A 22,060-nucleotide genomic window follows, 5' to 3' on the forward strand; every position below is an offset into this window, starting at 1 on the left:
ATTGTCGACGCGCATCAGCGCTTATCCGCTTCTTGGTTGCGGCGTCGCTGCCGGTAGCCATAAGTAGCGTTTCTGACGGTTTCTTCATCTTCTAATCCGGCCCCCAGGGCACCAGCGATGGTGGCAACCGAAGTCGCGAGCCAAGCAAGGGCAGTATAATCTAGAAGGCTGGCCGCTTGGCCGAGTTGCTCTTCCAGCATGTTGGCCGGAATGAAAACGAGGACCGTGAAACAGAACAGACCCAGTAGGATCGTATAATAGAATATAACCCCAGTACTTAGCGTCAGTACAGTGACCGTATTGTAGAGGCGAACCAAGTGTGGCAGTGGGGAGTTTCTTATCGACTCCCAAAGAGAATGCGCAAGTATGATCCAGGCGATCATCGCCACCATGGAGACTCCCATCAGAAGAACAAGGCGAGGCCAACCATAATTGGCGCTGAGATTCCAAAGGGTGGGAAACACTAGGCCATAGGCACCGGTCGCGAACGCTACGGCGATGACGCCTTTGAAAGCAGGAAAGATGGTCCAGGGGCGGTTGGCGCGAACCATGCCGGCCAGGATGCGAAGATTGCCGTTAATCCATGAATCAGCAATGAAGCGTACGTCGAAGGACTCTCCCTCGCCCGATCGCGTGACCCGCCGTATCGGGAACAACTTCTCGTAGAGGCGTCTGCCCAGTAGTTGCCAGGCACCTTTGCCACGCAGGCTCTCGTGAACTTTATAGGATTGCTCAGTACGCTGCTCTTGGCGAGCACGGTCCTCTTCCGAGCTGCCATGATGCAATTCGTTGACCAGTTGCAGAATCGCTTCGCTAAGGCGACGGCGTACCGCGGTAATGCCGAAAGCGGGTAATGAGATTATTGCAACGCCATGCACCATGCTGGTTTCAGCTATCACGAAGCGTCCAGACTTGTGGATCGGCAAATCGGTAATGCAAATCGCGTAGTCCCACTGCTGATGCCGCTTGTATTCGAGAATACTCCCGATGATATAGGTGGAAACCTCTGCAGCGCCGATCAACGGATCAACGATGAGTTGAACCTCCCAGCTCAACCGGTCATCTACGTAGTTGGCCAGAAGTTCGGGTAACTGGTCGATTACCTTTTCGGCCATCTCAGCGGACATCTCCGGAGCAGGTACTAGGCCCACCACTTTTCGGCATGGGTTAACCGTCTGGATCCCTTCTGCTGCGGGCTGCTTGGTGTAGACCTCGTTTTGAGCTTTGGTCATAAGCGCTCCTTGACGACGTAGCTAGCGGACTTAGGAGTGGGACCCTGTAAAGCCCGCCTAGTATATCCAAGCTTAGATGAAGATCAGCATAGCGCGACTCTCGCTATAGTCATTGGAGAAATTGAAACCGGGCCCCATCAGCCGGCCATGCTCGCTGCCCTATCTCTACCCCAAGAGATTAGATGACTGGGTCCATTAAATGCTGGCATCCCTACCGGACGCTCCACGATTACCCCATTCCGCGTTTCAAGCCGGTAGATAGTATTAAGACTTTTACAACGCCGTGGAATCGTCGTGGGCATGTCTGATCCGACGAACCCTCCACCAGATCAACAGCATCACGACGGGTACCAGTACCGACATCACCGGTGTGACAACATCGTAAATGAATGGAATTCCCTTCAGGAAATAGCCTGAAAGACTCACGACGTAATATGAAATTGCTGCCACAGACAAGCCTTCAACCGTTTGCTGAAGACGCAATTGCAGCTTGACTCGGTTATTCATCGACGCCAGCAAGTCCCGATTCTGGCGTTCCAGTTCGACATCGACCCAGGAGCGCAGTAGTGAGATGTTTCGGGTCAGTTCGTCGGAGAGCTTGGCCTGGCGCTCTTTAACCGAAAGGCAGGTTCGCATCGCAGGCGCAATACGGCGCTGAAGGAAATCCCGCCAGGTGAAGTATCCGGATACGCCCTCCTCCACTAGCGCTGCCAACCTCTCTTCAACAATCTCGTAGTAAGCCCGGCTGGCGCCAAATCGATAGAGATTTGCAGCAACGCAGGCCTCCAGTTTTGCCGCCAGACTGGTCAATTCTGACAGAAGGAGGTGGTTGTCACGCCGCGCTTCCGAGTTCGTCGACATCTCATCAGTCATCATGGCCAGTTGTGACTCCATGCTTCGCAGCTCCTTCGTCATTGACCTGGTCAATGGCAACGACAATAAGGCCAAAGTCCGATAGGTCTCAATCTCCAGAAGACGTTGCGCCAGCGCCCCCGCTCGCGCGGGTTTCAAATCACGCGCAAGGATCAGGATGTGCGTCAGGCCGTCTTCATCCTGTCGGAAATCGGTCAGGATGGCAGCGTTCCCACTTTCTACCAGCGAGTAACAAAGGCTGGAAGGATCGAAGCGATCTACCTCCTTCTCAGTATCTGAATTCCATGGAAGAAAGGTCAGGCGCACGCCCGATACCACCGGGCCGGGAGGGATGAATCCATGCTTGAACGGATTCTCGCCGCATGGTTCTCCGGTTTCGGGATCAAGCTCGGCACACCACAGATACGTCGAATACTCCGAGTGCTTTTCACAATGCAGGTCTCCGTCTTCCCAGGCCAAGCCATGAAATGACGTAGATTGGTCAGGCTCAGCCACGCGGAGACGACCAGACAACTCATTCATTGCCAACTTATCCTTGGTCAGATCTCCTCCCCTCATGAAAGCGAACTGCAACATCTCCCTCGGGGCCTGAATCATGAGGAGTGGGCGTGCATGCACTTCGTTCACGGCCGCAGCCCTGTCGGCATAAGCCGGCATTCCATACACCGTATCGCTTGAGGCCGGCTGATCGTTCGGATTGTGGATCGACTCGGCCATAATGACCTCGGTTGACGGGTAAAGGAAATACAGAGCGGGACTCTAGTAACACTATAGCTCACTACGCGAAGCCCTATGTGCATACCGAAGCCCTGACCGGCTTATACCGACATGGCGAAGTCAGGTAAAACGAATTGACCGATTTCCTCAACGACCTCGCCGGCAGGTCGTTGGCCGTATTTCAAATTGATAATCACATGGTTTACGCCGATCTCCTGCAAACTGTGGAGCAGCGCAATAAGGTGATGCCGTCCCAGTTGATACCCCAAGTGGATCGGCCGTGGGGGTGTCTGCGGGTTATCTGTCAGGTCGAGGTAAAGTGACTGGCTGAAGGGTTTGAACAGCTCGCCACATTCATCACGAACCGCCGTGCGCCAGCTCTCGACAACCACTTGCTGGGACTTCGGGGGGCGCGGATAACTGATCCACCCATGACTGTAGCGGGCGATCCACTCCAGCGTCTGGCGGCTATGGCCGGTCACGAAGAATGGAATTTCCGCTGTGGTTGGCTTGGGAATCAGATCGGCTCCCTGAAGCGTCCCGCCCGACCAGGTCAAAGGCACGAAACTGCTGAGCTGAACCTCGCGAAATACCTTGAGGTATTCGCGGAACAGGCTGCCGCGTTGCTCCGGGTCGACACCGAACGCCGGGAACTCTACCGGACGGTCACCGGAAGCTACGCCGAGTAACAGACGGCCACCACTGAGTTGATCGACACTCGTTGCGGCCTTGGCAGTGTGCAGGGGATTACGGATTGGCAGGATGACCGACGCGGTACCCAGCGCAATCGAGCGAGTATGTGCGGCCATAAAACCCAGGTAGACCCAGGGATCGAACACCTGGCCCGAATCCCCGAAGCTGGGGTCGCGTAACGGCACGTCCCGAAACCAGAGAGCAGAGAAACCCAGTTGCTCGGCACGTTGGGCCAAGCTCACCTGGTTGGCCATAGTCGGCATATCGCCGGTAAAGGCTTCGAGAGGGAAGAAAAGGCCCAGGCTCAGGCGGCCCTGGCGGTAGGTGCGCTGAAAGCCAGGTTGTTGCTGATAGGGAATGGAATTCGGAGTAAACATGCTCTTTCCTCCACTTATTCCCGCTGCAAGGCGGCGAGACACTGCGAGACGGTCGAGTACACCGGGTCTATCCCATTAGTCCCCATTAGTCGCTTCTCCCCTGGCCGCAGCTTCCGTGGCTTCGTTACTCCGGTTCGGAGGCAGGCACCCTTGTTTCCTTCTCCCAGCGGACCTCACTTCGCCCCTTGTCGTAGACGAAGCGCAGGCTATCGCCTTCCTCTATTTCGCCGCGCAATACGGCACTCGCAAGGCGCGTCTCGATCAGGGAACGGATCTGGCGACGAAGTTCGCGCGCACCGAACTCTGGCCGGTAGCCGATATCCGCCAAATGGTCGATGAGCGAGTCGTCAAACTCCACGGTCAAGCCCTGCCCGTGCGCGATACGCTTCACGCGTTCGAGCTGCAGACCTACGATGTCACGGATCTGTTTGCGGTCGAGCGCGTGGAACACGATGATCTCATCGATGCGGTTGATGAACTCTGGGCGGAGATAGCGACGAAGCACGTTCAACAGTTCCGACTTCAATTCCGCGGCGTCCTTGCGCTCGTCCTCCGGGGCCTCGAGGTTTTCCCGGATAACATCGGAACCGATGTTGCTCGTGGCGATTATGATGGTATTGGTGAAGTCTACGACACGCCCTTTCCCATCAGTGAGCCGCCCATCATCGAAGACCTGCAGCAGCACGTTCTGGACATCCATGTGTGCTTTCTCGAACTCGTCCAGTAGAACGACACTGTACGGTTTTCTGCGCACCTTTTCGGTAAGCTGCCCCCCTTCCTCGAACCCGACGTATCCGGGAGGCGCCCCGATGAGGCGCGCAACCGTATGCCGCTCCATGTACTCGCTCATGTCAATGCGGATCATCGCCTCTTCATCACCAAAGACCGTTTCCGCAAGGGCTTTGGTCAATTCCGTCTTTCCCACTCCCGTGGGTCCGAGGAAGAAGAAGGTTGCGATGGGACGGCGGCGGTCGCCCAGCCCGGCGCGAGACAAGCGCACGGCATCGGATACGGCTCTTACCGCCTCGCCCTGACCGACGACCCGCTGATGTAGACGCTGTTCCATCTCCATCAGCCTGGTGCGCTCCTCCGTGGTGAGCTCTGCCACCGGAACGCCGGTCAGGCGCGACACGATCTGTGCCACATCCTCGACGCCCACCTGGTTAGCGCTAGTACTCCGGGTCGTGTTCCATTCCTCCAGGCCTTGGTCATAGTCGCCCTGGTGTTCTTCAATACGAGCTTCCAGCGCGCTCGCGCGCTCGAAATTCTTGCGGTTGGATGCGTAGTCACGCTCACGCCGCAGCTGGTCGATCTGTGCACCGAGCTCGTGAAGCTCCGGCGGCCGCGAAGTGCCACCGATTCGTACCCGGGCAGCCGCCTGATCTATCAGATCAATGGCCTTATCCGGCAGGAACCGGTTGGTGACGTAGCGGTCGGCCATCTCCACTGCGGCGACAATCGCCTCATCGGTGATCGTCACCTTGTGGTGAGCCTCCAGTCGATCCCTGAGCCCTCTTAGTATATTGATGGTCTGCTCAATCGTTGGTTCGGCGACGAACACCGGTTGCAGCCGCCGCTCCAGCGCAGCGTCTTTTTCGATGTGCTTCTGGTATTCGCCCAGCGTGGTCGCCCCGACCAAATGCAATTCACCACGCGCCAGTTGGGGCTTGAGGGTATTCGCGACGTCCAGCCCGCTTTCGCCCCCGGTCGATCCGGCGCCGACAATGGTGTGCAGCTCGTCGATGAACAGCACAATCTCGTTTTGGTGGGAAGTAATCTCGTCGAGGACCTGTTTGATCCGCTCCTCGAATTGACCACGATACTGGGAGCCCGCCACCAGCGAGTTGATGTTTAGCTCAACCACCCGTTTGTTCTGCAACAGGTCCGGCACTTCGTTGTGAACAATTCGCTGCGCCAGCCCTTCGACGATGGCGGTCTTGCCGACCCCCGGCTCACCGATAAGAACGGGGTTGTTCTTGCGGCGCCGGGAAAGAACCTCGATCAGGGTCTCGACCTCGGCCGCTCGCCCGATCACCGGGTCGAGCTTGTCCTCGTTAGCCAATGCCGTAAGATCCCGACTGTACTTGTCCAGGGTTGGCGTGTCGCTTTGCTCCGGCAGTCGCCCCTCCTGTGCCCCCTTTCCAACCACCTGCACAGCCTTCTGCCGAAGACCGTGTGCAGAGAGGCCATAACGGTTCAGCAAGTCGCTGGCCAGCCCCTCCTCCTCGGCTAGACCGATCAGAAGGTGTTCGGGACCAATATAGCCATGCCCGAGGTCTCTCGACGCCTGGAAAGCGCGCTGTAGCGCGGCTTTCACCCGTGGGGAGACGCCGATCTTTGTAGGCCCGTCCGTTTCAGGTTCGCTCGCAGCTTTGGGTGTCAATTGCTCAATCTGGGCCTTGAGTTCCTTGGCCGATAGCTGGTATCGCTTGAGGAGCGCCTGCACCACATCGTTATCGGCCAGCGCGTAAAGCAGGTGGCTGGTATCGATGAGCTGCGAACCCCACTCCGTCGCGGTAGCCGCGGCTTGCTGCAGAATCTGCTCGCTTTGCTCGCTAAGCAGGTCACCGAGGGCGACCGATTCGCTATCCTGCGGCCGGCCGTTCTCTCGACTGGCGACACTGCCAAAGCCGAAATTCTCGTCTCGCGCCAGCCGCTCGAAGAAATCGTCGGCGAGTAGCCCGCTTCCAAAAAGGGATTCAAACGGAGAGGCACTTCGTGCTCTCAGGCGCAAATAATCCGTTTGGCATACGTTGAGGGTGCGTCTTCGACCGGCTTGTGAAACGGTGACCTGCAGAGCCGCAGGGCGTTGCCGGCAGATATCGCATGATACTTGGGGTGATTGTTCCGCGCTCTTGCCCATGATGCCTCCGTTGTACCGTTGTGTGGCTTACAACAGTCGTATAGGAACGGCTAAGCCTTGGAGAAGGGGCGGAGCCCAGTGAAACCTGGGAGGGGGCAGAGCCCGGGAGAAGATTAAATAAGTATAGCCCGAGGTAGACTGAAAGCAAGGCGGCACGAAGCAGCAGGGCCCCGCCATCCCGGGCGAATGAACCGCCAGCACCAACTCCATACCCTGGTTCTGTTTTACTGCTGGCCGTGTTCGAACAAGCCGCATCAACACAAACCGCGTCAGAGGTGCCTGCCGACGTGCCCCACACGCAACAGTTTAGTTAGATCCTCTGTCGGCACCGGCCTTGCGAACAGGTAACCCTGCATATACCGACATCCGCTTTCACGCAGCAATCGGCACTGCTCCGGTGTCTCCACGCCCTCGGCGATAACATCCAGATTCAGGCGCTGAGCCATGGCGATGATGGCGTCGGCGATCGCGGCACTGGCCGGATCGCTGGTGATTTCGCGGACGAACGACTGGTCGATCTTAAGCGTATCGATCGGGAAACGCTTCAGGTAGCTCAGGCCGGAATACCCGGTGCCGAAGTCATCCACCGCGATGCTCACGCCGTAATCCTTGAGGCACGTCATCGTTGCGACCGCCGTATCGACATCCTCCATGAGCATGCTTTCGGTCAGCTCGAGTTCCAGGTGTTGCGGGTCAAGTCCGGTCTCCGGAATAACCGGGGCGGTTCACCAACAGCAAATGGAGCCGCCCAGCGCTTGACATATTCCCCTATCAACACGCCGTGCACAGCAGGCATGTCTAGAGCTTGGGGTAGGTTGACCGAAGTAAGCCGTGCATGGGCATGCGGTGAGCGCAACACTGCAGCATGCAAGGTACCCGGAGGTGTAGCGAGATCACCACCATAGCGTCCAAGCCCCCTCAGCAGGGCTTCGTCTTCGACGCGAGCTTGGCTCTTGCCAATAAAGTTGCTGTGCTTACTATTAAGTCCGGTTGGCTCAAGCGCGGTCATGCTCTCCTCCTTGGTGGCGTCATGAAGGCCGACCACCTGTAAGGGAGTCTAAGGAGCACACGTGGGGAAGCCTTGCCTCACAAAATGAGAACTTCCCGAATTGTACTGAGATTTTCCCGAGAGTCTGATCCGTGCAATAGCCCCCAGACACAACGCGCCGCGACAGGGTGGTTCAACACATTAATAGAAGGCAATTGACCTTCCCTGCGCTCGGCGAGCACTGCCGTCTGGCAGGCGTGCGAATCGAAGAAGGCTGTCGAGGGTTGCTAAGATAGTTTTGGAAACTGTTTCACACCTAGGGTGCGAACCGCTGAAAAATATGACATTTCCAGATGAAAGCTAAGCATATCGTCTTCGCTTGCATCGATGCCTGATTCTTACTGAGTCGGGTTAACAATGCTTTTCAAAACCTGCCTCGAAGCTTGTTCAGACAGAACAGCGAGCATCCCAGCAGCGTAAGGCATAATGAATATCGACACAACGCTGATGGAGTATCGCCATCGTCTCACTCAACCTAGCCAGACAAAGGTTCTCTCGACAAGCCAGTGATGGCGTCCGAGTCGTTGATCACCCTCTATGCCCCGGCGAGCGATGCGAGGCTGGATGCCGCGAGCCTGATATGACCGGCGGCAGCGAGAACGCTCTGGTCGGCCCCTTGAAACTGCTGAACACTATCGAGCATCGAGCAGAGCCATCAAAAGCAAACTGTCATGCATGTTGACCCTCGACAGTAGGATGGACAACGGAACATGCGTTTACCATTTATTGATAACGGCCATGGTCAACCTAGAAACGCAAACCAACCTTTCATCGTTATTTTTGATATGTATTTCCCATATCTGAGTAGATCCGCCGATATGTAGCGGCCTCGCTGTTCCATAGACCCAGCCAGACTGCATTGGCCTCACATGGTTCGCATTAATCTCCTGGCCAACGGCGATCTTGCTGCAGTCTTTCAGACAGAAGTTAGCAGCTATACTACCTAGGGTTTCAGCAAGTACTACCGATGCACCACCATGCAGTATGCCGGCAGGCTGAATGGTTCTTGCATCTACTGGCATCCTTCCACTAAGAGAATCATCCCCAATTTTAGTGAATTCAATTCCGAGATGACTTATTAGGGTCTCCTTTGCACTCAAGCCAAGCTCATCAAGAGTTATCTGTTTTTGCCAAATCATAATTCATACCCTGTTATGATAACCAATCACACGATTAATAAAAAACCGCAGATACAAGCGTTGCTATACTATTAGAAAGAATCTACGTATTTCCTGAACCGTTGAACAACAGCTCCTCCCTAGCCGGCAGCTCCGCGTCGGCACTTTCTTTGCCACTCCCCAGCCGGCTATCAGCCCATACATGCTCAAGCCCCATTAACTTAAGCCAGTTCGGCTTATTAGTGAAGTCGAGCAGCCCTCTTATTAAGCGGCATGCTTGCGAGGATGTAGAGCCGAAGGAGCAATATTCAGGCGCTTTCGCTATCGAAACCTTCTTATTAGTGAGGAGCACCCAAAGGTATAGCGATTCCTCACGGGAGCGGTGCCGCCGGACTGGTATCGCCAAAGCGTCGTCGAACCAAGTCCTTCCCATGCGGTCAACATGGACTTCACCTCGCAACTGTACGAGCGCCTATTCAGACCCGGCGGATTATTCATACGGAGCCTAACCGGAAGGCTGGAAGTGCCAAATGACCTTTTCAGTAAGCCTCTATTAATATCCGTAACCATGTTTGCATTACCCTCTCTATGGTCGAGTCCTGTCAAAAAAGGAAACCTGCATCGCTTGTACAAGCGTAAGGCCCTGGGCCGTGCTCAGAGCGAGGAAGTGCTGGATACACTGAAGCTATATGTCGAAGCCGGAAAGGTCTTAGGTGATCGTGATAGCGCCCAGGAGTGGCTGCACAGCGAGGTTCGAGCGCTGAATGGGTCTCAGCCCATCGATATTTTCGATACCTTCGCTGGCCGCGAAATGGTGAGGGATGTACTAGGCAAGATTGAGTTCGGGGAGTTCAGCTAATAATATTTTGGATGCGGGGAGGCAATCATCTCGCAAAGCCACATAAATGCCCTTAGCACTTACCAACACTAAGGGTACCCGAGTCAAGTTATATCGAATCACCTAAGTACGCTATTTGACCACCCTTTCTGGCCAGGGGGCGGAAGCTGCCGAGACGGTGGGCGCTGGAACAAAACCGGCCATTCTTTACTGTATTTCGGCCTGTTAGCTGCGACCGTCATGCTCGAAATGGGGAACTACACCTCGAATCCCCGGCGGCGTTGCCAAAATCATGCACATCACCGCGCCAAGTAGTGACTTCTTCAGGCTACCGCCCTCGGTGAACACCACGAATAAAGCCCATCGTGAACGTAAGCATGGCCACCAAAGTGATGGGCAAAAAAATCCAGCAGCCCATGCCAGAAGTTGGGGTCTCTGCCATTCATAGGGCGTTTCTCTTTTCGTCTTGGGTTCATAGCGCACCTCTCTCGGGCGGGCCTCGTCAGTTAGGCGATGGAAATACCGCCAGCCGCTTCATAAACACTCAGCAGATCATCTGTCGCCAGCTCCCGCTGGCCATAGCCAGCATCTGGGACGCTTGCCCAGATGCACCGACACGCATGAATCGCTTCTTTGATGCGGCCATAATGGATTAGGGAAAATGCCTTGCATTAGCGTATTGGATAGCTCCTAGACTCAGTATTGAGACTGACTATTGCTGAGGAAGGCTAGTACGCTCACCGTACTATAAGACTCCAGGGCAAATAACCAGACTCTAAGGCATGAATGCATATTTCCAGGCAAAGCGTCGCGCCGGGTAATTGGCGAGAATTAGCTTTAAATTTTCGTGCATAAAAACAAGAGCTCGCCATGAATATGCAAAAAAGTATTGCCGAAGCCACCATCGGTCACATCGGAAGTCGTCAGGCTCGAGTCGAGGACGCAGCTCTGCTTCAAGGCCAAGGTCGCTACGCTGACGACATGGCGACACCACCAGGGACCCTGCAAGCCGCTGTTGTCCGTTCTCCCCATGCCCACGCCCGTATCCGTTCGGTGGATGCCTCACGCGCTCTGACTATGAAAGGCGTACATGGTGTGCTCACTGGCGATGACGTCAAGCGCTGGTCTAACCCGTTTCCAGTGGGCGTCAGAGCACCTATGGAGCATTGGCCTCTGGCTGTCGACAAGGTGCGCTACGTTGGCGAACCGGTCTGCGTAGTGATTGCCGACGACCGCTACCTAGCCGAGGATGCTCTGGATGCCGTTCAGGTCGAATACGAGCCGCTGACACCAATCATCGACCCCGAAGCGGCCACCCTAAATGATGCGCCGATTCTGCACGAAGCCGTAGGCAGCAACGTGGTAAACGAACGCAGCTTCCGCTACGGCGACCCGGAGCGGGCTTTCGCCGAAGCGCCACACCGCATCACACTGAAGGTTCAGTACCCGCGAAACTCCTGCACGCCGATTGAATGCTACGTGGTACTGGCGCAGTACCTGCCAGCCTCGGAAACCTATGATGTAATGGCCAATTTCCAGGGCCCCTACGCGCTGCACTCGGTAATGTGCCGGGCACTCAACGTGCCGGCCAACCGCCTGCGCCTGCGTACCCCGCCGGATTCCGGTGGCAGCTTCGGCATCAAGCAGGGGGTGTTCCCCTATGTGGTGCTGATGGGCTTGGCCTCGCGCAAGGTCGGTGCTCCGGTGAAGTGGGTGGAGGATCGCCTCGAGCATCTACAGGCCTCTTCCAGCGCCACCAACCGCGTCTGCGAAATTGAGGCCGCAGTGGAAGCCAATGGCCGCGTCACAGCCCTGCGCTACGACCAGATTGATGATTGTGGCGCTTACCTACGGGCCCCTGAACCAGCCACCTTCTACCGCATGCACGGTAATCTCAGTGGCGCTTACACCATCCGAAACCTGGCGGTGCGCAACCGGGTGGTGCTCACCAACAAAATGCCTACCGGACTGAACCGCGGATTCGGGGGCGGTCAGGTCTATTTCGCCCTTGAGCGGCTGATGCAACACGTCGCTGCAGAACTCGGCCTCGACCCGCTCGAGGTCATCCAGCGCAACCTGGTTCCCGCTGGCGTGTTCCCCTACCGCGCAGCAGCGGGCGCACTGCTCGATTCCGGCGACTATCCTGCTGCTGTGGAACTGGCGCGCCGTAAAGGCAATCTCGACGAGCTCCTACAGCGCCGTGACCAGGCCCGTGCCGAGGGACGTTTGTATGGCATAGGCTATGCCGCTGTGGTGGAACCCTCAATCTCCAACATGGGCTACATCACCGTCGCCATGACGCCCGAAGAGCGTCAGAAGGCTGGACCGAAGAATGGAGCAGTGAGCACTGCCACAGTCAGTGTCGACCCGCTCGGCAGCGTGACCGCTCACGTGTCCTCGACACCGCAAGGTCAGGGCCATCAAACAGTGGTCGCGCAGATCATTAGCGAGTTACTAGGTGTGAAGCTGGAAAGCATCAGCGTGAATGTCGAGTTGGACACCGGCAAGGACGCCTGGTCGATAGCCTCCGGCAACTACTCGAGCCGCTTCTCGGGCGCCGTCGCCGGGTCGGTGTATAACGCCACCTTGAAGATCCGTGAACGCATGGCCGCCATCGCCGCGGACATGTGGCAGGTATCCTCCACTGACGTCCGATTCGCCGACGGCAAGATCTTCGTAGAGAACGGCCCTAGCCAGCCCTTTCATCGTGTGGCTGGTACCACCCACTGGTCACCGGGCCTGCTGCCGGAAGGCGCAACGGGCGGTCTGCGGGAAACTGCCTTCTGGACGCCTCCCCAACTCGAGGCGCCGAACGACCAGGACTGCATTAACAGCTCTCTGTGTTACGGCTTCATCCTCGATTTCTGCGGAGTAGAGATCGATCGTGTCACCGGTCAGGTACGCATCGACAAGTACGTCACTACCCATGACGCCGGGCGCATTCTCAATCCAATGCTGGTCGAGGGACAAATCCTCGGTGCCTATTCCCAGGCGCTGGGCGTGGCGCTAATGGAAGAGTTTGCCTACGGCGAGGACGGCAGCTTCCTTTCTGGCACCCTGGCCGACTACCTGATCCCGACCGCACCGGAGGTAGTCGACCCGGTGATCCTGCACATGGAAACTCCCTCGCCCTTCACCCCGCTGGGGGCTAAGGGTGTCGGTGAAGGCAACAACATGAGCACTCCGGTGTGCATCGCCAATGCCGTAGCCGATGCGCTAGGCCGCTCTGACATCAAGCTTCCTCTGACGCCGTCGCGGGTTCGCTCGATGATCGGCATCGACGAGCCGGCGGCGCCAGAAGGTCTTGTTATGGATGCACCGAAGGTAGCCGGTGGTTCGGCCCTGCAGGCTAACGACTTGGTTGAGATTCCCGCGTCACCGCAGCAGGTATTCGACGCCATTCTCGACCCCGAGACGCTGAAGGCCATCATCCCGGGTTGCCACGCCTTGGAACTGGAAAGCGAAAACCATTACCGGGCCGACGTCACCGTCGGCGTGGGCATGATCCGCGCGCGCTTCGCCGCACGGGTCGCCCTGACCGACCTCGATCCACCGCACTCGCTACGTCTGTCCGGCTCCGGCAACAGCCCTATGGGCTCGGCTACCGGCAGCGCAAAGATCAACCTGGTGGCGCTGGAGAACGGGAATACACGGTTGGAGTACGCCTATGAGGCCGCAGTGACCGGTAAGGTCGCCGCCGTCGGCGGGCGCATGTTGCAGAGCGCCTCGCGCGTAATCATTGGCCAAATATTCACCCGTCTGGCCCAGCGGCTTTCCGGCAAGCCTATCGACACCAGCCTGTGGCAGCGCCTGCGCGCCCTGCTCGGCATGGGAGGTACGAAATGAAACCCGCCGTATTCGACTACGTCCGCGCGGCCAACAAGCGCGAGGTCCTGCAGCAGCTTACAGAGCACGGTGAACAGGCCCGGATCATTGCCGGCGGCCAGTCGCTGATGGCCGTTCTGAACATGCGCCTGGCCCAGCCGAAGGTGCTGATCGACATCAGTCAGGCCAGCGATCTGCATTATCTGAAGGTGGAAAACAACTGCCTTAAGGTCGGTGCGGCGGTGCGTCAGGTCGAACTGCTCGACCGTACAAGCTTAGTCGATGAAGTCCCCCTGCTGGCCCAGGCGATGCCTTGGATCGGCCACTTCCAGACGCGCAATCGCGGCACCGTGTGCGGCTCGGTCGCGCATGCCGACCCGAGCGCCGAAATTCCGCTGTGTCTGGTCACTTTGGGCGGCACTGTAGTGCTCGAATCGCTCAAGGGCAAGCGCCGCGAGGTTCCCGCCGCCGAGTTCTTCCAAGGCGTGCTAACCACTGAGAAGCGGCCGGACGAGATGGTCGTGGAAGTCCAATTTCCACTGCGTGAGGCCGACGTGATCTACCGCTTCTACGAGGTCGCCATGCGCCACGGTGACTTCGCCCTGGTGGCGCTCGCCGCCTGTATCCGTCAAGGCGAGGTGGACCTGGGTGTCGGCGGCGTCGCCGACCGGCCAACGTTGCGCCGCCTGCCCTTGGGGGCAGAACTGAAGGATTCACTCAATACCCTGGCCTGGTCGCTTGGCGCCCAAGACGACGTGCACGCCAGCGCACCCTACCGCCGCCAGCTGGTGCGGGAACTGGGCCAACAACTGATCGAGGACAACGACCATGCACGTGCGAGCTGATCAGCGCTTCCCCATACAGATAGAACTCAACGGCCGTCAACGTGAAGGGCTCGCCGAGCCACGCATGCAGCTGTGTGATTTCCTGCGACACGAATTGGGCACCACCGGCGTTCATGTCGGTTGCGAACACGGCGTCTGCGGCGCCTGCACCGTGCTGGTCGATGGCGTTGCCTCACGCTCCTGCCTAATGCTCGCCGTGCAGGCCCACGAGCGCCGGGTCGACACGGTGGAGTCGCTGTCACGCGACAACATCATGAACGACCTGCAGCAGGCCTTCAGCCGCCATCACGCTCTGCAGTGCGGCTTCTGCACCGCGGGCATCCTAATGTCCTGCGTGGAATTCCTCGAGCGCGTCCCGAGCCCGGACGAAACCCAAGTTCGCGACATGCTCTCCGGGCATCTGTGCCGCTGCACCGGCTACACCGGCATGGTCCGGGCGGTGCTAGAAGTGGCGCAGCAACGACAAGTAACACTTGTGGAGAACAACAACGATGTTTGACCTTGGACGCAGCTTTCTCGCCGCGGTCGAGCGGCGCCCTAATGCCATAGCGATCAGCGACGGCGACCTGAAGAAGAGCTACGAGGCTTGGTTCAGCGACATCCAGCGTGCCGCGCACGGGCTCGAAAGGCTCGGCCTGAAAAAAGGTGACCACCTCGTGGCGGTAATGCAGAACCGCTGGCAGATGGCGACCCTGCACTGGGCCTGCCAGTTCAGCGGTATCATAATGACCCCGCTCAACTGGCGCTCCTCCGCCGACGAACTCGCTTGGTGCACCAATGACGCCGAAGCGCGTGTGGTTATCCATGACGATTCAGCCCAAGAAGCCGTTGCCGGTTGCGGCAGGAGCACCTGGCAGTGCGTCAGTGTTGGCCAGCCGGGCAACGATAACGCGATCAGCTTCGAAGAACTGTGCGCCGAAACGCCGAGCGAAATCATCCTGCGCGCCGACCCCGAGGACTGGTCGTTGATGCTCTACACCTCCGGCACCACCAGCCGGCCCAAGGGCGTGCCGCGCCGCCACCGCGCCGAACGCGCCGCCGCGGTCGCCCACTTAGCGCAGAACATGTATAGCCAAGAGGAATGCACCCTCGGCGTGATGCCGCTCTACCACACCATGGGCGTGCGTTCGCTACTGTCGATGGCATTGCTAGACGGGCATTTCGTCTGCGTGCCAAAGTTCGATGTGGAAGCCACGCTGGACGCCATCGAGCGCGAGAAGATCACCAACCTGTACTTGGTGCCGACGCTCTACCACATGCTGATTGAACATTCGGCCTTCAGCCCCGAGCGGGTAGCCAGCGTCACCAAGTTAGGTTTCGCCGGCGCGTCCATGAGCGATGGGCTGCTGCAACGTGTCGAGGCCGCGTTCAAGCCGGAGCTGTTCGTCAACCACTATGGCAGCTCGGAAATCTACACCTTCACCATCGACCAGAAGGCCAGCGCCAAGCCTGGCTCGTCTGGTCGCAGCGCGCTGAACCAACGCATTCGCGTGGTGGCGCTGGGCAGCGAGTCGCCGGACGACCTCTGCAAGCACAACGAGGAAGGCCAGATCATCGCCGACCTGTCCAGCGACGAGGCCTTCGAAGGCTACTGGAAGCGGCCCGACGCCGATGCCAAGTCGATCCATGAGGGTTGGTACTTCACCAGCGATACTGGCTTCTTCGACGAGGACGGCGACCTGTTTGTGACTGGTCGTGTCGACGATCTGATCATTACCGGTGGCGAGAACGTCAGCCCGGCGGAGATCGAGAACGCCCTATCGCTGCACCCTGCGGTCGAGGAAGTCGCCGTGGTCGGCCTACCCGACGAACAATGGGGCAAGCTGGTCGTCGCCTTCATCAAGCTGCGTCATCCGATTACTGAGGAAGAGCTGGACGCCCACTGCGTATCCTCGGGTCTGGCGCGCTTCAAGCGCCCGCGCCGCTACGAATTCATCGACCAGATCCCCAAGTCCCCGGTCGGCAAGATCTTGCGCCGCGTACTGGTGACCGATTACGGCCACCCCACTTCCGCCAACTAACACTATTGCTTTACACGAGGAAAGAACTTACATGAATACTCAGCAGATCGAACAATTCCTGAGCACTGAGTTCGACGGCTTCACCGTGGAACTGAACCTCGAGCACGAGCGCGGGGACATCATCCTCGGCCGCCCGCCGTTCAACGTCATCGCCATGAGCCAGCGTGACATCCTGCGCCAGGTCTTTGAAGCGTTTGATGCCCATTCCGGGATCCGGGTGATCGTGTTACGTGCCCAAGGCGAACACTTCTCGAGCGGCGGCGATATCAAAGGCTTTTTGGAGGCCTCGCCGGAGCACGTTTCTAAGCTGGCCTGGAACGTCGCCGCGCCGGAGCGGTGCACTAAGCCGGTGATCGTGGCCAACCGCGGCTACACCTTCGGCGTCGGCTTCGAGCTGTCGCTGGCCTGCGATTTTCGCATTGCGTCGGAAACCACCCGCTATGCTCTGCCCGAGCAAAACCTCGGCCAGATTCCTGGCTCTGGCGGCTCGGCTCGGCTACAAAAGATGATCGGCATCACACGCACCAAGCACATCGTTATGCGCGCCAAGCGCATCTCCGGCCAGCAAGGTTATGACTGGGGCTTCGTCACAGAGTGCGTGCCCGACGCAGATCTAGAAAGCACCGTCGATGCGATGGTCGATGAACTGCGCCGATTCTCGCCGCTCGCCCAGCGTACGGCGAAGAAACTGATCAACGACAACGAGGACGCATCACTAAAGGTCGCCATTGAGATGGAAGGCCACTGCTACAGCCGCCTGCGTAGCTCGGCGGACTTCAAGGAGGGCGTCGAGGCGTTCCACAGCAAGCGTCCGGCCGTATTCCGCGGCGAGTAATACCTATGTGACTGCGACGGTTGCACGTCTGGGCAACCGTCGACCTAGCACCTGATGGCCTGTATGGGCTAAGCGCTAAGCGCCCCGCCACCGTATGCCAAACCGCCCTGACTCTTATAAAACAATTAACTAGCGGAGCACACCCATGTCTAGCCCCGTCGCACCCGGTGCAAACGCTTCCCATGCCGAACCAGTTACGAAGACCCCCTTGCGCCATGCATTCAACTCGAAGTCCATCAGTGCAGGTGTTGTCGCCGCGCTGTTCGGTTGCACTGGCCCTGCGCTGGTCATTATCAATGCCGCCGAAGCAGGGGGCCTGACCAATGGCCAGACGGTCGCCTGGCTGTTCGCCGTGTACGTGCTGGGCGGCCTGATCAGCCTTTTCATGGCGCTGCGTTATCGTCAGCCGATCTGCGGTGCCTACACCATTCCCGGCGCAGCGATCCTGGTCGGTTCGCTCAGTGTCATTCCCTTCAGCGAGGCTATCGGGGCCTTCATCATGAGCGGCCTGCTAGTGCTGATCCTCGGTGTCACCGGGTTGATCGGCCGGTTAATGCGCTGGCTACCGATGCCGATCGTGATGGCGATGATCGCAGGTGCGCTGATCCGCTTCGCCACCGGTGCGGTGGACTCGGTTGTCACCGCGCCCATCATCGCAGGAGCCGCGGCGCTGAGCTTCTTCCTCGTTACTCGGTTCGCCAAATCGGTACCACCGGTGCTGGTGGCTGGCGTTGTTGGGCTGGTCCTGGCCTTCGCCATGGGCCAACTGCAGCCGGCTGACGTGAATATCGGTTTCGTCATGCCGGCTTTCACCCTCCCTAGTTTCTCTCTGGACGCTTTCCTGGCTATCACCATCCCGCTGACGGCACTGGTGATTGGTGCAGAAAACGCTCAGGCGACCGGTGTGCTGATTACAGAGGGCTACCGCCCTCCGGTCAATGCAATGACGGTAATCAGTGGCATCGGAGGCATGCTCGCCGGGCTACTCGGCGGTCACAACGCTAACATTGCCGGCCCGATGACCGCCATATGCTCCTCTGAGCAGGCCGGTGAGGACCGCAACCTGCGTTATGGTGCAGCCTTGGTGAACGGTGCGCTGTTCGCGCTGTTCGGCTTATTCGCCGGGCTTGCCGTACCATTCATCCTGGCTTTCCCCAAGGCGCTGATCGTCGTGATCGCTGGCCTGGCCATGCTGGGCGTACTGCTCGGCGCACTGCAGCAGGCCTTCCAAAAGGGCGGTTACTGCCAGATCGGCGCCTTTATTGCGCTAGCCGTGGCGATGAGTCAGTTCTCCTTCATGGGCATCAGCTCGCCATTCTGGGCACTGTTGTTTGGAGTGTTGGTATCCGGGCTACTGGGCGAAATCAAGCGCTGATCGGATGCGACTACCGTACCAGGCGCACGGTAGTCGCCTTTAGTGGACTGTGATTACGCGCACCAAAATTCATTAATAAACAGTGCTTTACCTATATTCCTAACTTTTCCTCAAGCCGGTCAGGACGACGACCACGCCCTGCAGCGGCATTTGTGGTGTCGTCGCAATACGGTCGGTTCCGTACAGGCGATGTCGATTCATATAAACACAACTATAACTAACAGATATTCGAGCTTGGCTATGGGGTTCTCAATGAATTGTCGGCGCGTGACCAAATTCGGTTCCAGCTATCAGTGCCTCGAAGGTTAACTGACTGGAACACTCCTCTCCAGAGCTGCACAGGCTATAGTGCAGACATAAAGAATAAGATGAAAAACGACCTCATCACTCCCGAGGTCAAGGGCTAAACCTAGATAAAGGAGGCGCAGCGCAACATAAAAAAACTGATTCAGGGCAAGCCCTGTTGATCCCTGAGAGCAGCATGAGTCTGAGCTGCGGTGAAAAAAGGGGCCTTGGGCTAAGCCAGAGCCATTATCAAACGCCGCTAGAGCCGGTGCTACAACGAAGAACGGCCACATCGGTCTCTTAGCTATAAAATCCGGGCATACTCTTCAGTAGCAACGTGGATGTGCAGAACCGTAGACATTACAGACTTACGCGGCGCCTCATGCGACCGCGCCCATAACGAGGATGCTGTTATGCGTCAACTCGACCTTCAGGTCGTTCACACCGCTTTGCAGTGGGCTCGCAAGGGTCACTCCTTTTGGCTGTGCACGGTGCTTTCAACCTACGGCTCGGCACCCCGTACACCCGGCGCGATGCTGGCCGTGCGGGCGGACGGCCAACTCACCGGCTCCCTTTCGGGCGGCTGCGTCGAGGAAGCCTTTCTCGAAAGTCTCGCTGACGGCGAGCTGCGTGCACCGACCCAGATCGTCCTGTATGGGGAGAGCGATGAAGAGCGTCAGCGGCTGCAACTGCCGTGCGGCGGTGTTCTTAAGGTACTAGTCGAGCATCGCGCACCGGACAAAACCTGGGTCGACCATCTGCAGGGCATGTACAACGCACTGCTCGGCCAACATCGGTTGGTGCGTGAACTCGACCTGTCCTCCGGTGCCTTCGTGCTCATGGCGGACGATCATGGCGGCGAGATTGCGCAGCTCCTGAACGAACGCGTGCGAATACGCATCGGCCCTGTGCTTAGGCTGATTCTTGCCGGGTTGTCGCCGGTGGCCGAATACTGCGCCAGCTTCGCTCGTACCATCGGCTGTGAGGTGATTGCCTGTGATCCGCGCGAAGAGATGCTGCGACGCCCACCCGAGGGAGTTCAAGTACATCCAGTGCTGCCTTCCGAATTCATCGCCGCTGGCCATTGCCACGAAGCTACCGCTGTGGTCGCACTGACCCACGACCCACGCATCGACGACCTGGCGCTGATGGAAGCAGTGCGCTCTCCGGCCTTTTACATCGGCGCTATGGGCTCGCGGCAAACCTCCATCCGGCGTGCTGAACGGCTGAGCCGGGTCGGCGGACTGTCTTCACAGCAGATCGCGCGTATCCACATGCCTATCGGGCTTGACCTCGGCAGCAAAACGCCTGCCGAGATCGCCTTGTCAGTGGTCGCCGACGTACTGCGCGTTTATCACGGGAAAGGTCGCGATGCGCTCTGAAACGAAAGTAGTAGACTTGTCGCTGGTCGACCTACACCTGCCGCGGCAGGTTGGGTGATAAACTTATAGAGCACACCATCCTGCCACTACACCCGCGACCATAAGGAGCTAGCGATGTCCACCGCGCAACGCGTCTTCCACGGCAAGTTCGGGAGAGTCGCCCTCCTCGATATGGACCGACCACTTGTAACCCATTCGCACCACGAATGCCATGTGCTGGTGAAAGTGTCAGGCTCCGACACATTTTTCAACGTCAATGGCTATCAGGTACCTCTTACCGACCGCAATGCGGTACTGATCAACGCTTGGCAGCCGCATTTCTTTGATTACCAGCCCAGCGCCGAGCAGACACAGATTCTCGCACTCTATATCGAACCGGCCTGGCTGGCTGAAGCCCAGCATACGTTAGCCCTTAGCTCGCATCCGGGATTTTTTGCCCAGCCTAGTATTGAGCTTAACAGCAAGAAACGGGCGATGGCCGACCGGTTAATAGCCGAGGCCTATAGTGCCGGGCTAATTCCCCGAGAGCACATTGAATTTTTACTATTCGACTTTCTAATCGAGCTTATCGAGGATTTCTCGCAATGGAAGCACCTGTGCCGCCTCGGCACTCAGATGCGCCAAGGATTCAATGATGCACGCATCCGCCGTGCTTGCGCCTACCTGCAAACCCATCTTGACGACCCTGATTGCGTAGCCAACGCTGCAAAGGCCGCCGGGTTATCCCGTGCGCACTTCTTTACCTTATTTCGCAAAGACACTGGCATGACACCAAGGCTCATGCTCAATGATGCGAGAATGCGGCGGGCCTTCATTTGGCTTGAGCGAGAGCGCAGCGGTACTCTAGGCCAACTCGCTGAGAACCTTGGCTTTACCGAGCAGGGTCACTTTACTCGATTCTTCCGCCAACACATTGGCGCATCTCCAAGCCAGTATCGATGTGTAGTGGACAGTTATTGGACAGGAGATACGTGACCACGATAGCGTGGCCCACGAGGTCTTCGCGAGCCTAGCTCAACGAACATAAAGATAAAAGAACTTGCTCTTTGTGCGTTTAATATGAGCTTGTACAAAAACACCAGCAAAAACTGAGACTAAAATCGACACTCACCGCAATAAGCCTACTTATCTAGGTTGGTAAATATCTTAAGGAAACGTTGAACAATTCGTCTCGGAGCAACAGAAGCATTCAACGTGGACTTTATTATTGTCTCAGTCATAGATATTTAACCACCTCAAGTAGCCTGCTTACCTGGCAGCCGTGTTATCCGGCTGGCAATACTGAATCGCCCCGGGTTTTTTAGACACTACCTGGTCTTATACTTGGGGTTTGAGAGGGTAGCCTGAATGGTCGATTTGAGTTCGTGGATAGATTATGTGGTGTTACATTAGCTTTAATTAATTGACCGCTTTGGGTCCTGGCCGTGTGAAAACAAAATAAAACTAGTCTGACTCAAGAGTCTTCCCCTTCAGCTGCCCGTTGGCCCCTTCTGAGCCATGGCTACGATAATCGCCGACCGCTGCTGTTGTGAGATGTGACAATTATAGAATCATCAGAAACCAACTACATTCGTGATCACGGCCCTAGAAGGCAGAGAAAAAAAGGGCTGTTACGCCCTCGCAGCCCTCATCAACACACTGACTCCCAAGATCTTTATGACGCGCTTCAGGTTGTACGCCAATACATGAAGACTCATTTCTGTGCTCACATTTCTAAACCGCTTTGTCGTGAA

The 22,060-nt window shown here is 57.6% G+C and carries 18 protein-coding genes; 11 read left to right on the forward strand and 7 right to left on the reverse strand.

The annotated features are described in order from the left end of the window. Positions 1 to 14: 14 nt before the first annotated feature. From HALA3H3_RS22360 to HALA3H3_RS22390, 7 genes are all read right to left on the reverse strand, one after another. The gene (locus HALA3H3_RS22360) at positions 15 to 1,232 is read right to left on the reverse strand and encodes a hypothetical protein (RefSeq protein ID WP_022523780.1); all 1,218 of its coding nucleotides are present in this window, start codon (positions 1,230 to 1,232) and stop codon (positions 15 to 17) included. Between the two features lie 273 nt (positions 1,233 to 1,505). Further along, positions 1,506 to 2,822: a DUF3422 family protein gene (locus HALA3H3_RS22365; RefSeq protein WP_022523782.1), complete on the reverse strand. Its 1,317-nt coding sequence runs from the start codon at positions 2,820 to 2,822 to the stop codon at positions 1,506 to 1,508. A gap of 101 nt (positions 2,823 to 2,923) precedes the next feature. Then, positions 2,924 to 3,892 carry an LLM class oxidoreductase gene (locus tag HALA3H3_RS22370; RefSeq protein WP_022523783.1) on the reverse strand — a complete coding sequence of 323 codons (969 nt, stop codon included), beginning with the start codon at positions 3,890 to 3,892 and terminating at the stop codon, positions 2,924 to 2,926. A 124-nt stretch (positions 3,893 to 4,016) separates the two neighbouring features. Then, positions 4,017 to 6,755 carry an ATP-dependent Clp protease ATP-binding subunit gene (locus HALA3H3_RS22375; RefSeq protein WP_022523784.1) on the reverse strand — a complete coding sequence of 913 codons (2,739 nt, stop codon included), beginning with the start codon at positions 6,753 to 6,755 and terminating at the stop codon, positions 4,017 to 4,019. 269 nt (positions 6,756 to 7,024) lie between these two features. Then, entirely contained in the window at positions 7,025 to 7,408 is a 384-nt protein-coding gene (locus tag HALA3H3_RS22380) for an EAL domain-containing protein (RefSeq protein WP_272946855.1), read from the reverse strand. A gap of 14 nt (positions 7,409 to 7,422) precedes the next feature. Continuing rightward, positions 7,423 to 7,764 carry a hypothetical protein gene (locus HALA3H3_RS22385; RefSeq protein ID WP_022523786.1) on the reverse strand — a complete coding sequence of 114 codons (342 nt, stop codon included), beginning with the start codon at positions 7,762 to 7,764 and terminating at the stop codon, positions 7,423 to 7,425. A 755-nt stretch (positions 7,765 to 8,519) separates the two neighbouring features. Next, on the reverse strand, positions 8,520 to 8,942 hold the full coding sequence (locus HALA3H3_RS22390) for a hotdog fold thioesterase (RefSeq protein ID WP_022523788.1): 423 nt from the start codon (positions 8,940 to 8,942) through the stop codon (positions 8,520 to 8,522). 604 nt (positions 8,943 to 9,546) lie between these two features. Here HALA3H3_RS22390 and HALA3H3_RS26980 point away from each other — a divergent pair. The 11 genes from HALA3H3_RS26980 (at position 9,547) to HALA3H3_RS22445 (ending at position 21,302) form a co-directional block, all read left to right on the forward strand. Next, positions 9,547 to 9,780 carry an MbcA/ParS/Xre antitoxin family protein gene (locus HALA3H3_RS26980; protein ID WP_053857075.1) on the forward strand — a complete coding sequence of 78 codons (234 nt, stop codon included), beginning with the start codon at positions 9,547 to 9,549 and terminating at the stop codon, positions 9,778 to 9,780. 90 nt (positions 9,781 to 9,870) lie between these two features. Further along, entirely contained in the window at positions 9,871 to 10,074 is a 204-nt protein-coding gene (locus HALA3H3_RS27880; protein ID WP_141224406.1) for an RES domain-containing protein, read from the forward strand. A 62-nt stretch (positions 10,075 to 10,136) separates the two neighbouring features. After that, complete coding sequence (locus tag HALA3H3_RS26985; RefSeq protein WP_053857076.1) at positions 10,137 to 10,415, forward strand: hypothetical protein; 279 nt, start codon at positions 10,137 to 10,139, stop codon at positions 10,413 to 10,415. Positions 10,416 to 10,629: 214 nt separating this feature from the next. Then, positions 10,630 to 13,605: a xanthine dehydrogenase family protein molybdopterin-binding subunit gene (locus tag HALA3H3_RS22410; RefSeq protein ID WP_022523791.1), complete on the forward strand. Its 2,976-nt coding sequence runs from the start codon at positions 10,630 to 10,632 to the stop codon at positions 13,603 to 13,605. After that, a complete protein-coding gene (locus HALA3H3_RS22415; protein WP_022523792.1) occupies positions 13,602 to 14,429 on the forward strand; it encodes an FAD binding domain-containing protein in 828 nt (275 codons plus the stop codon). The genes HALA3H3_RS22410 and HALA3H3_RS22415 overlap by 4 nt, the downstream gene beginning before the upstream one ends. Further along, positions 14,413 to 14,928 carry a (2Fe-2S)-binding protein gene (locus HALA3H3_RS22420; RefSeq protein ID WP_022523793.1) on the forward strand — a complete coding sequence of 172 codons (516 nt, stop codon included), beginning with the start codon at positions 14,413 to 14,415 and terminating at the stop codon, positions 14,926 to 14,928. The genes HALA3H3_RS22415 and HALA3H3_RS22420 overlap by 17 nt, the downstream gene beginning before the upstream one ends. Then, positions 14,921 to 16,450, forward strand: a complete 1,530-nt coding sequence (locus tag HALA3H3_RS22425) for an AMP-binding protein (RefSeq protein WP_022523794.1) — start codon at positions 14,921 to 14,923, stop codon at positions 16,448 to 16,450. The genes HALA3H3_RS22420 and HALA3H3_RS22425 overlap by 8 nt, the downstream gene beginning before the upstream one ends. Positions 16,451 to 16,481: 31 nt before the next feature. Next, positions 16,482 to 17,285, forward strand: a complete 804-nt coding sequence (locus HALA3H3_RS22430) for an enoyl-CoA hydratase/isomerase family protein (RefSeq protein WP_022523795.1) — start codon at positions 16,482 to 16,484, stop codon at positions 17,283 to 17,285. A gap of 145 nt (positions 17,286 to 17,430) precedes the next feature. Continuing rightward, positions 17,431 to 18,660, forward strand: coding sequence for a benzoate/H(+) symporter BenE family transporter (locus tag HALA3H3_RS22435; RefSeq protein ID WP_022523796.1), 1,230 nt, complete (start codon positions 17,431 to 17,433; stop codon positions 18,658 to 18,660). Positions 18,661 to 19,358: 698 nt separating this feature from the next. Then, positions 19,359 to 20,327 (forward strand): XdhC family protein, encoded by a 969-nt coding sequence (locus HALA3H3_RS22440; RefSeq protein WP_022523797.1) that lies wholly within the window; start codon positions 19,359 to 19,361, stop codon positions 20,325 to 20,327. A 114-nt stretch (positions 20,328 to 20,441) separates the two neighbouring features. Further along, complete coding sequence (locus HALA3H3_RS22445; protein ID WP_022523798.1) at positions 20,442 to 21,302, forward strand: helix-turn-helix transcriptional regulator; 861 nt, start codon at positions 20,442 to 20,444, stop codon at positions 21,300 to 21,302. Positions 21,303 to 22,060: the final 758 nt, after the last annotated feature.

The organism is Halomonas sp. A3H3 (assembly GCF_000982975.1).
Lineage (GTDB): Bacteria > Pseudomonadota > Gammaproteobacteria > Pseudomonadales > Halomonadaceae > Vreelandella > Vreelandella titanicae.

Excerpts from the sequence above, each read along its gene's own strand:
- HALA3H3_RS22435 (WP_022523796.1), top strand. The coding sequence starts at position 17,431 with ATGTCTAGCCCCGTCGCACCCGGTGCAAACGCTTCCCATGCCGAACCA.
- HALA3H3_RS22410 (WP_022523791.1), top strand. The coding sequence starts at position 10,630 with ATGAATATGCAAAAAAGTATTGCCGAAGCCACCATCGGTCACATCGGA.
- HALA3H3_RS22360 (WP_022523780.1), bottom strand. The coding sequence starts at position 1,232 with ATGACCAAAGCTCAAAACGAGGTCTACACCAAGCAGCCCGCAGCAGAA.
- HALA3H3_RS26985 (WP_053857076.1), top strand. The coding sequence starts at position 10,137 with ATGGCCACCAAAGTGATGGGCAAAAAAATCCAGCAGCCCATGCCAGAA.
- HALA3H3_RS22430 (WP_022523795.1), top strand. The coding sequence starts at position 16,482 with ATGAATACTCAGCAGATCGAACAATTCCTGAGCACTGAGTTCGACGGC.
- HALA3H3_RS22420 (WP_022523793.1), top strand. The coding sequence starts at position 14,413 with ATGCACGTGCGAGCTGATCAGCGCTTCCCCATACAGATAGAACTCAAC.
- HALA3H3_RS22380 (WP_272946855.1), bottom strand. The coding sequence starts at position 7,408 with ATGGAGGATGTCGATACGGCGGTCGCAACGATGACGTGCCTCAAGGAT.
- HALA3H3_RS22365 (WP_022523782.1), bottom strand. The coding sequence starts at position 2,822 with ATGGCCGAGTCGATCCACAATCCGAACGATCAGCCGGCCTCAAGCGAT.
- HALA3H3_RS22440 (WP_022523797.1), top strand. The coding sequence starts at position 19,359 with ATGCGTCAACTCGACCTTCAGGTCGTTCACACCGCTTTGCAGTGGGCT.
- HALA3H3_RS22370 (WP_022523783.1), bottom strand. The coding sequence starts at position 3,892 with ATGTTTACTCCGAATTCCATTCCCTATCAGCAACAACCTGGCTTTCAG.
- HALA3H3_RS22415 (WP_022523792.1), top strand. The coding sequence starts at position 13,602 with ATGAAACCCGCCGTATTCGACTACGTCCGCGCGGCCAACAAGCGCGAG.
- HALA3H3_RS22445 (WP_022523798.1), top strand. The coding sequence starts at position 20,442 with ATGTCCACCGCGCAACGCGTCTTCCACGGCAAGTTCGGGAGAGTCGCC.
- HALA3H3_RS22425 (WP_022523794.1), top strand. The coding sequence starts at position 14,921 with ATGTTTGACCTTGGACGCAGCTTTCTCGCCGCGGTCGAGCGGCGCCCT.
- HALA3H3_RS22375 (WP_022523784.1), bottom strand. The coding sequence starts at position 6,755 with ATGGGCAAGAGCGCGGAACAATCACCCCAAGTATCATGCGATATCTGC.
- HALA3H3_RS22390 (WP_022523788.1), bottom strand. The coding sequence starts at position 8,942 with ATGATTTGGCAAAAACAGATAACTCTTGATGAGCTTGGCTTGAGTGCA.
- HALA3H3_RS22385 (WP_022523786.1), bottom strand. The coding sequence starts at position 7,764 with ATGACCGCGCTTGAGCCAACCGGACTTAATAGTAAGCACAGCAACTTT.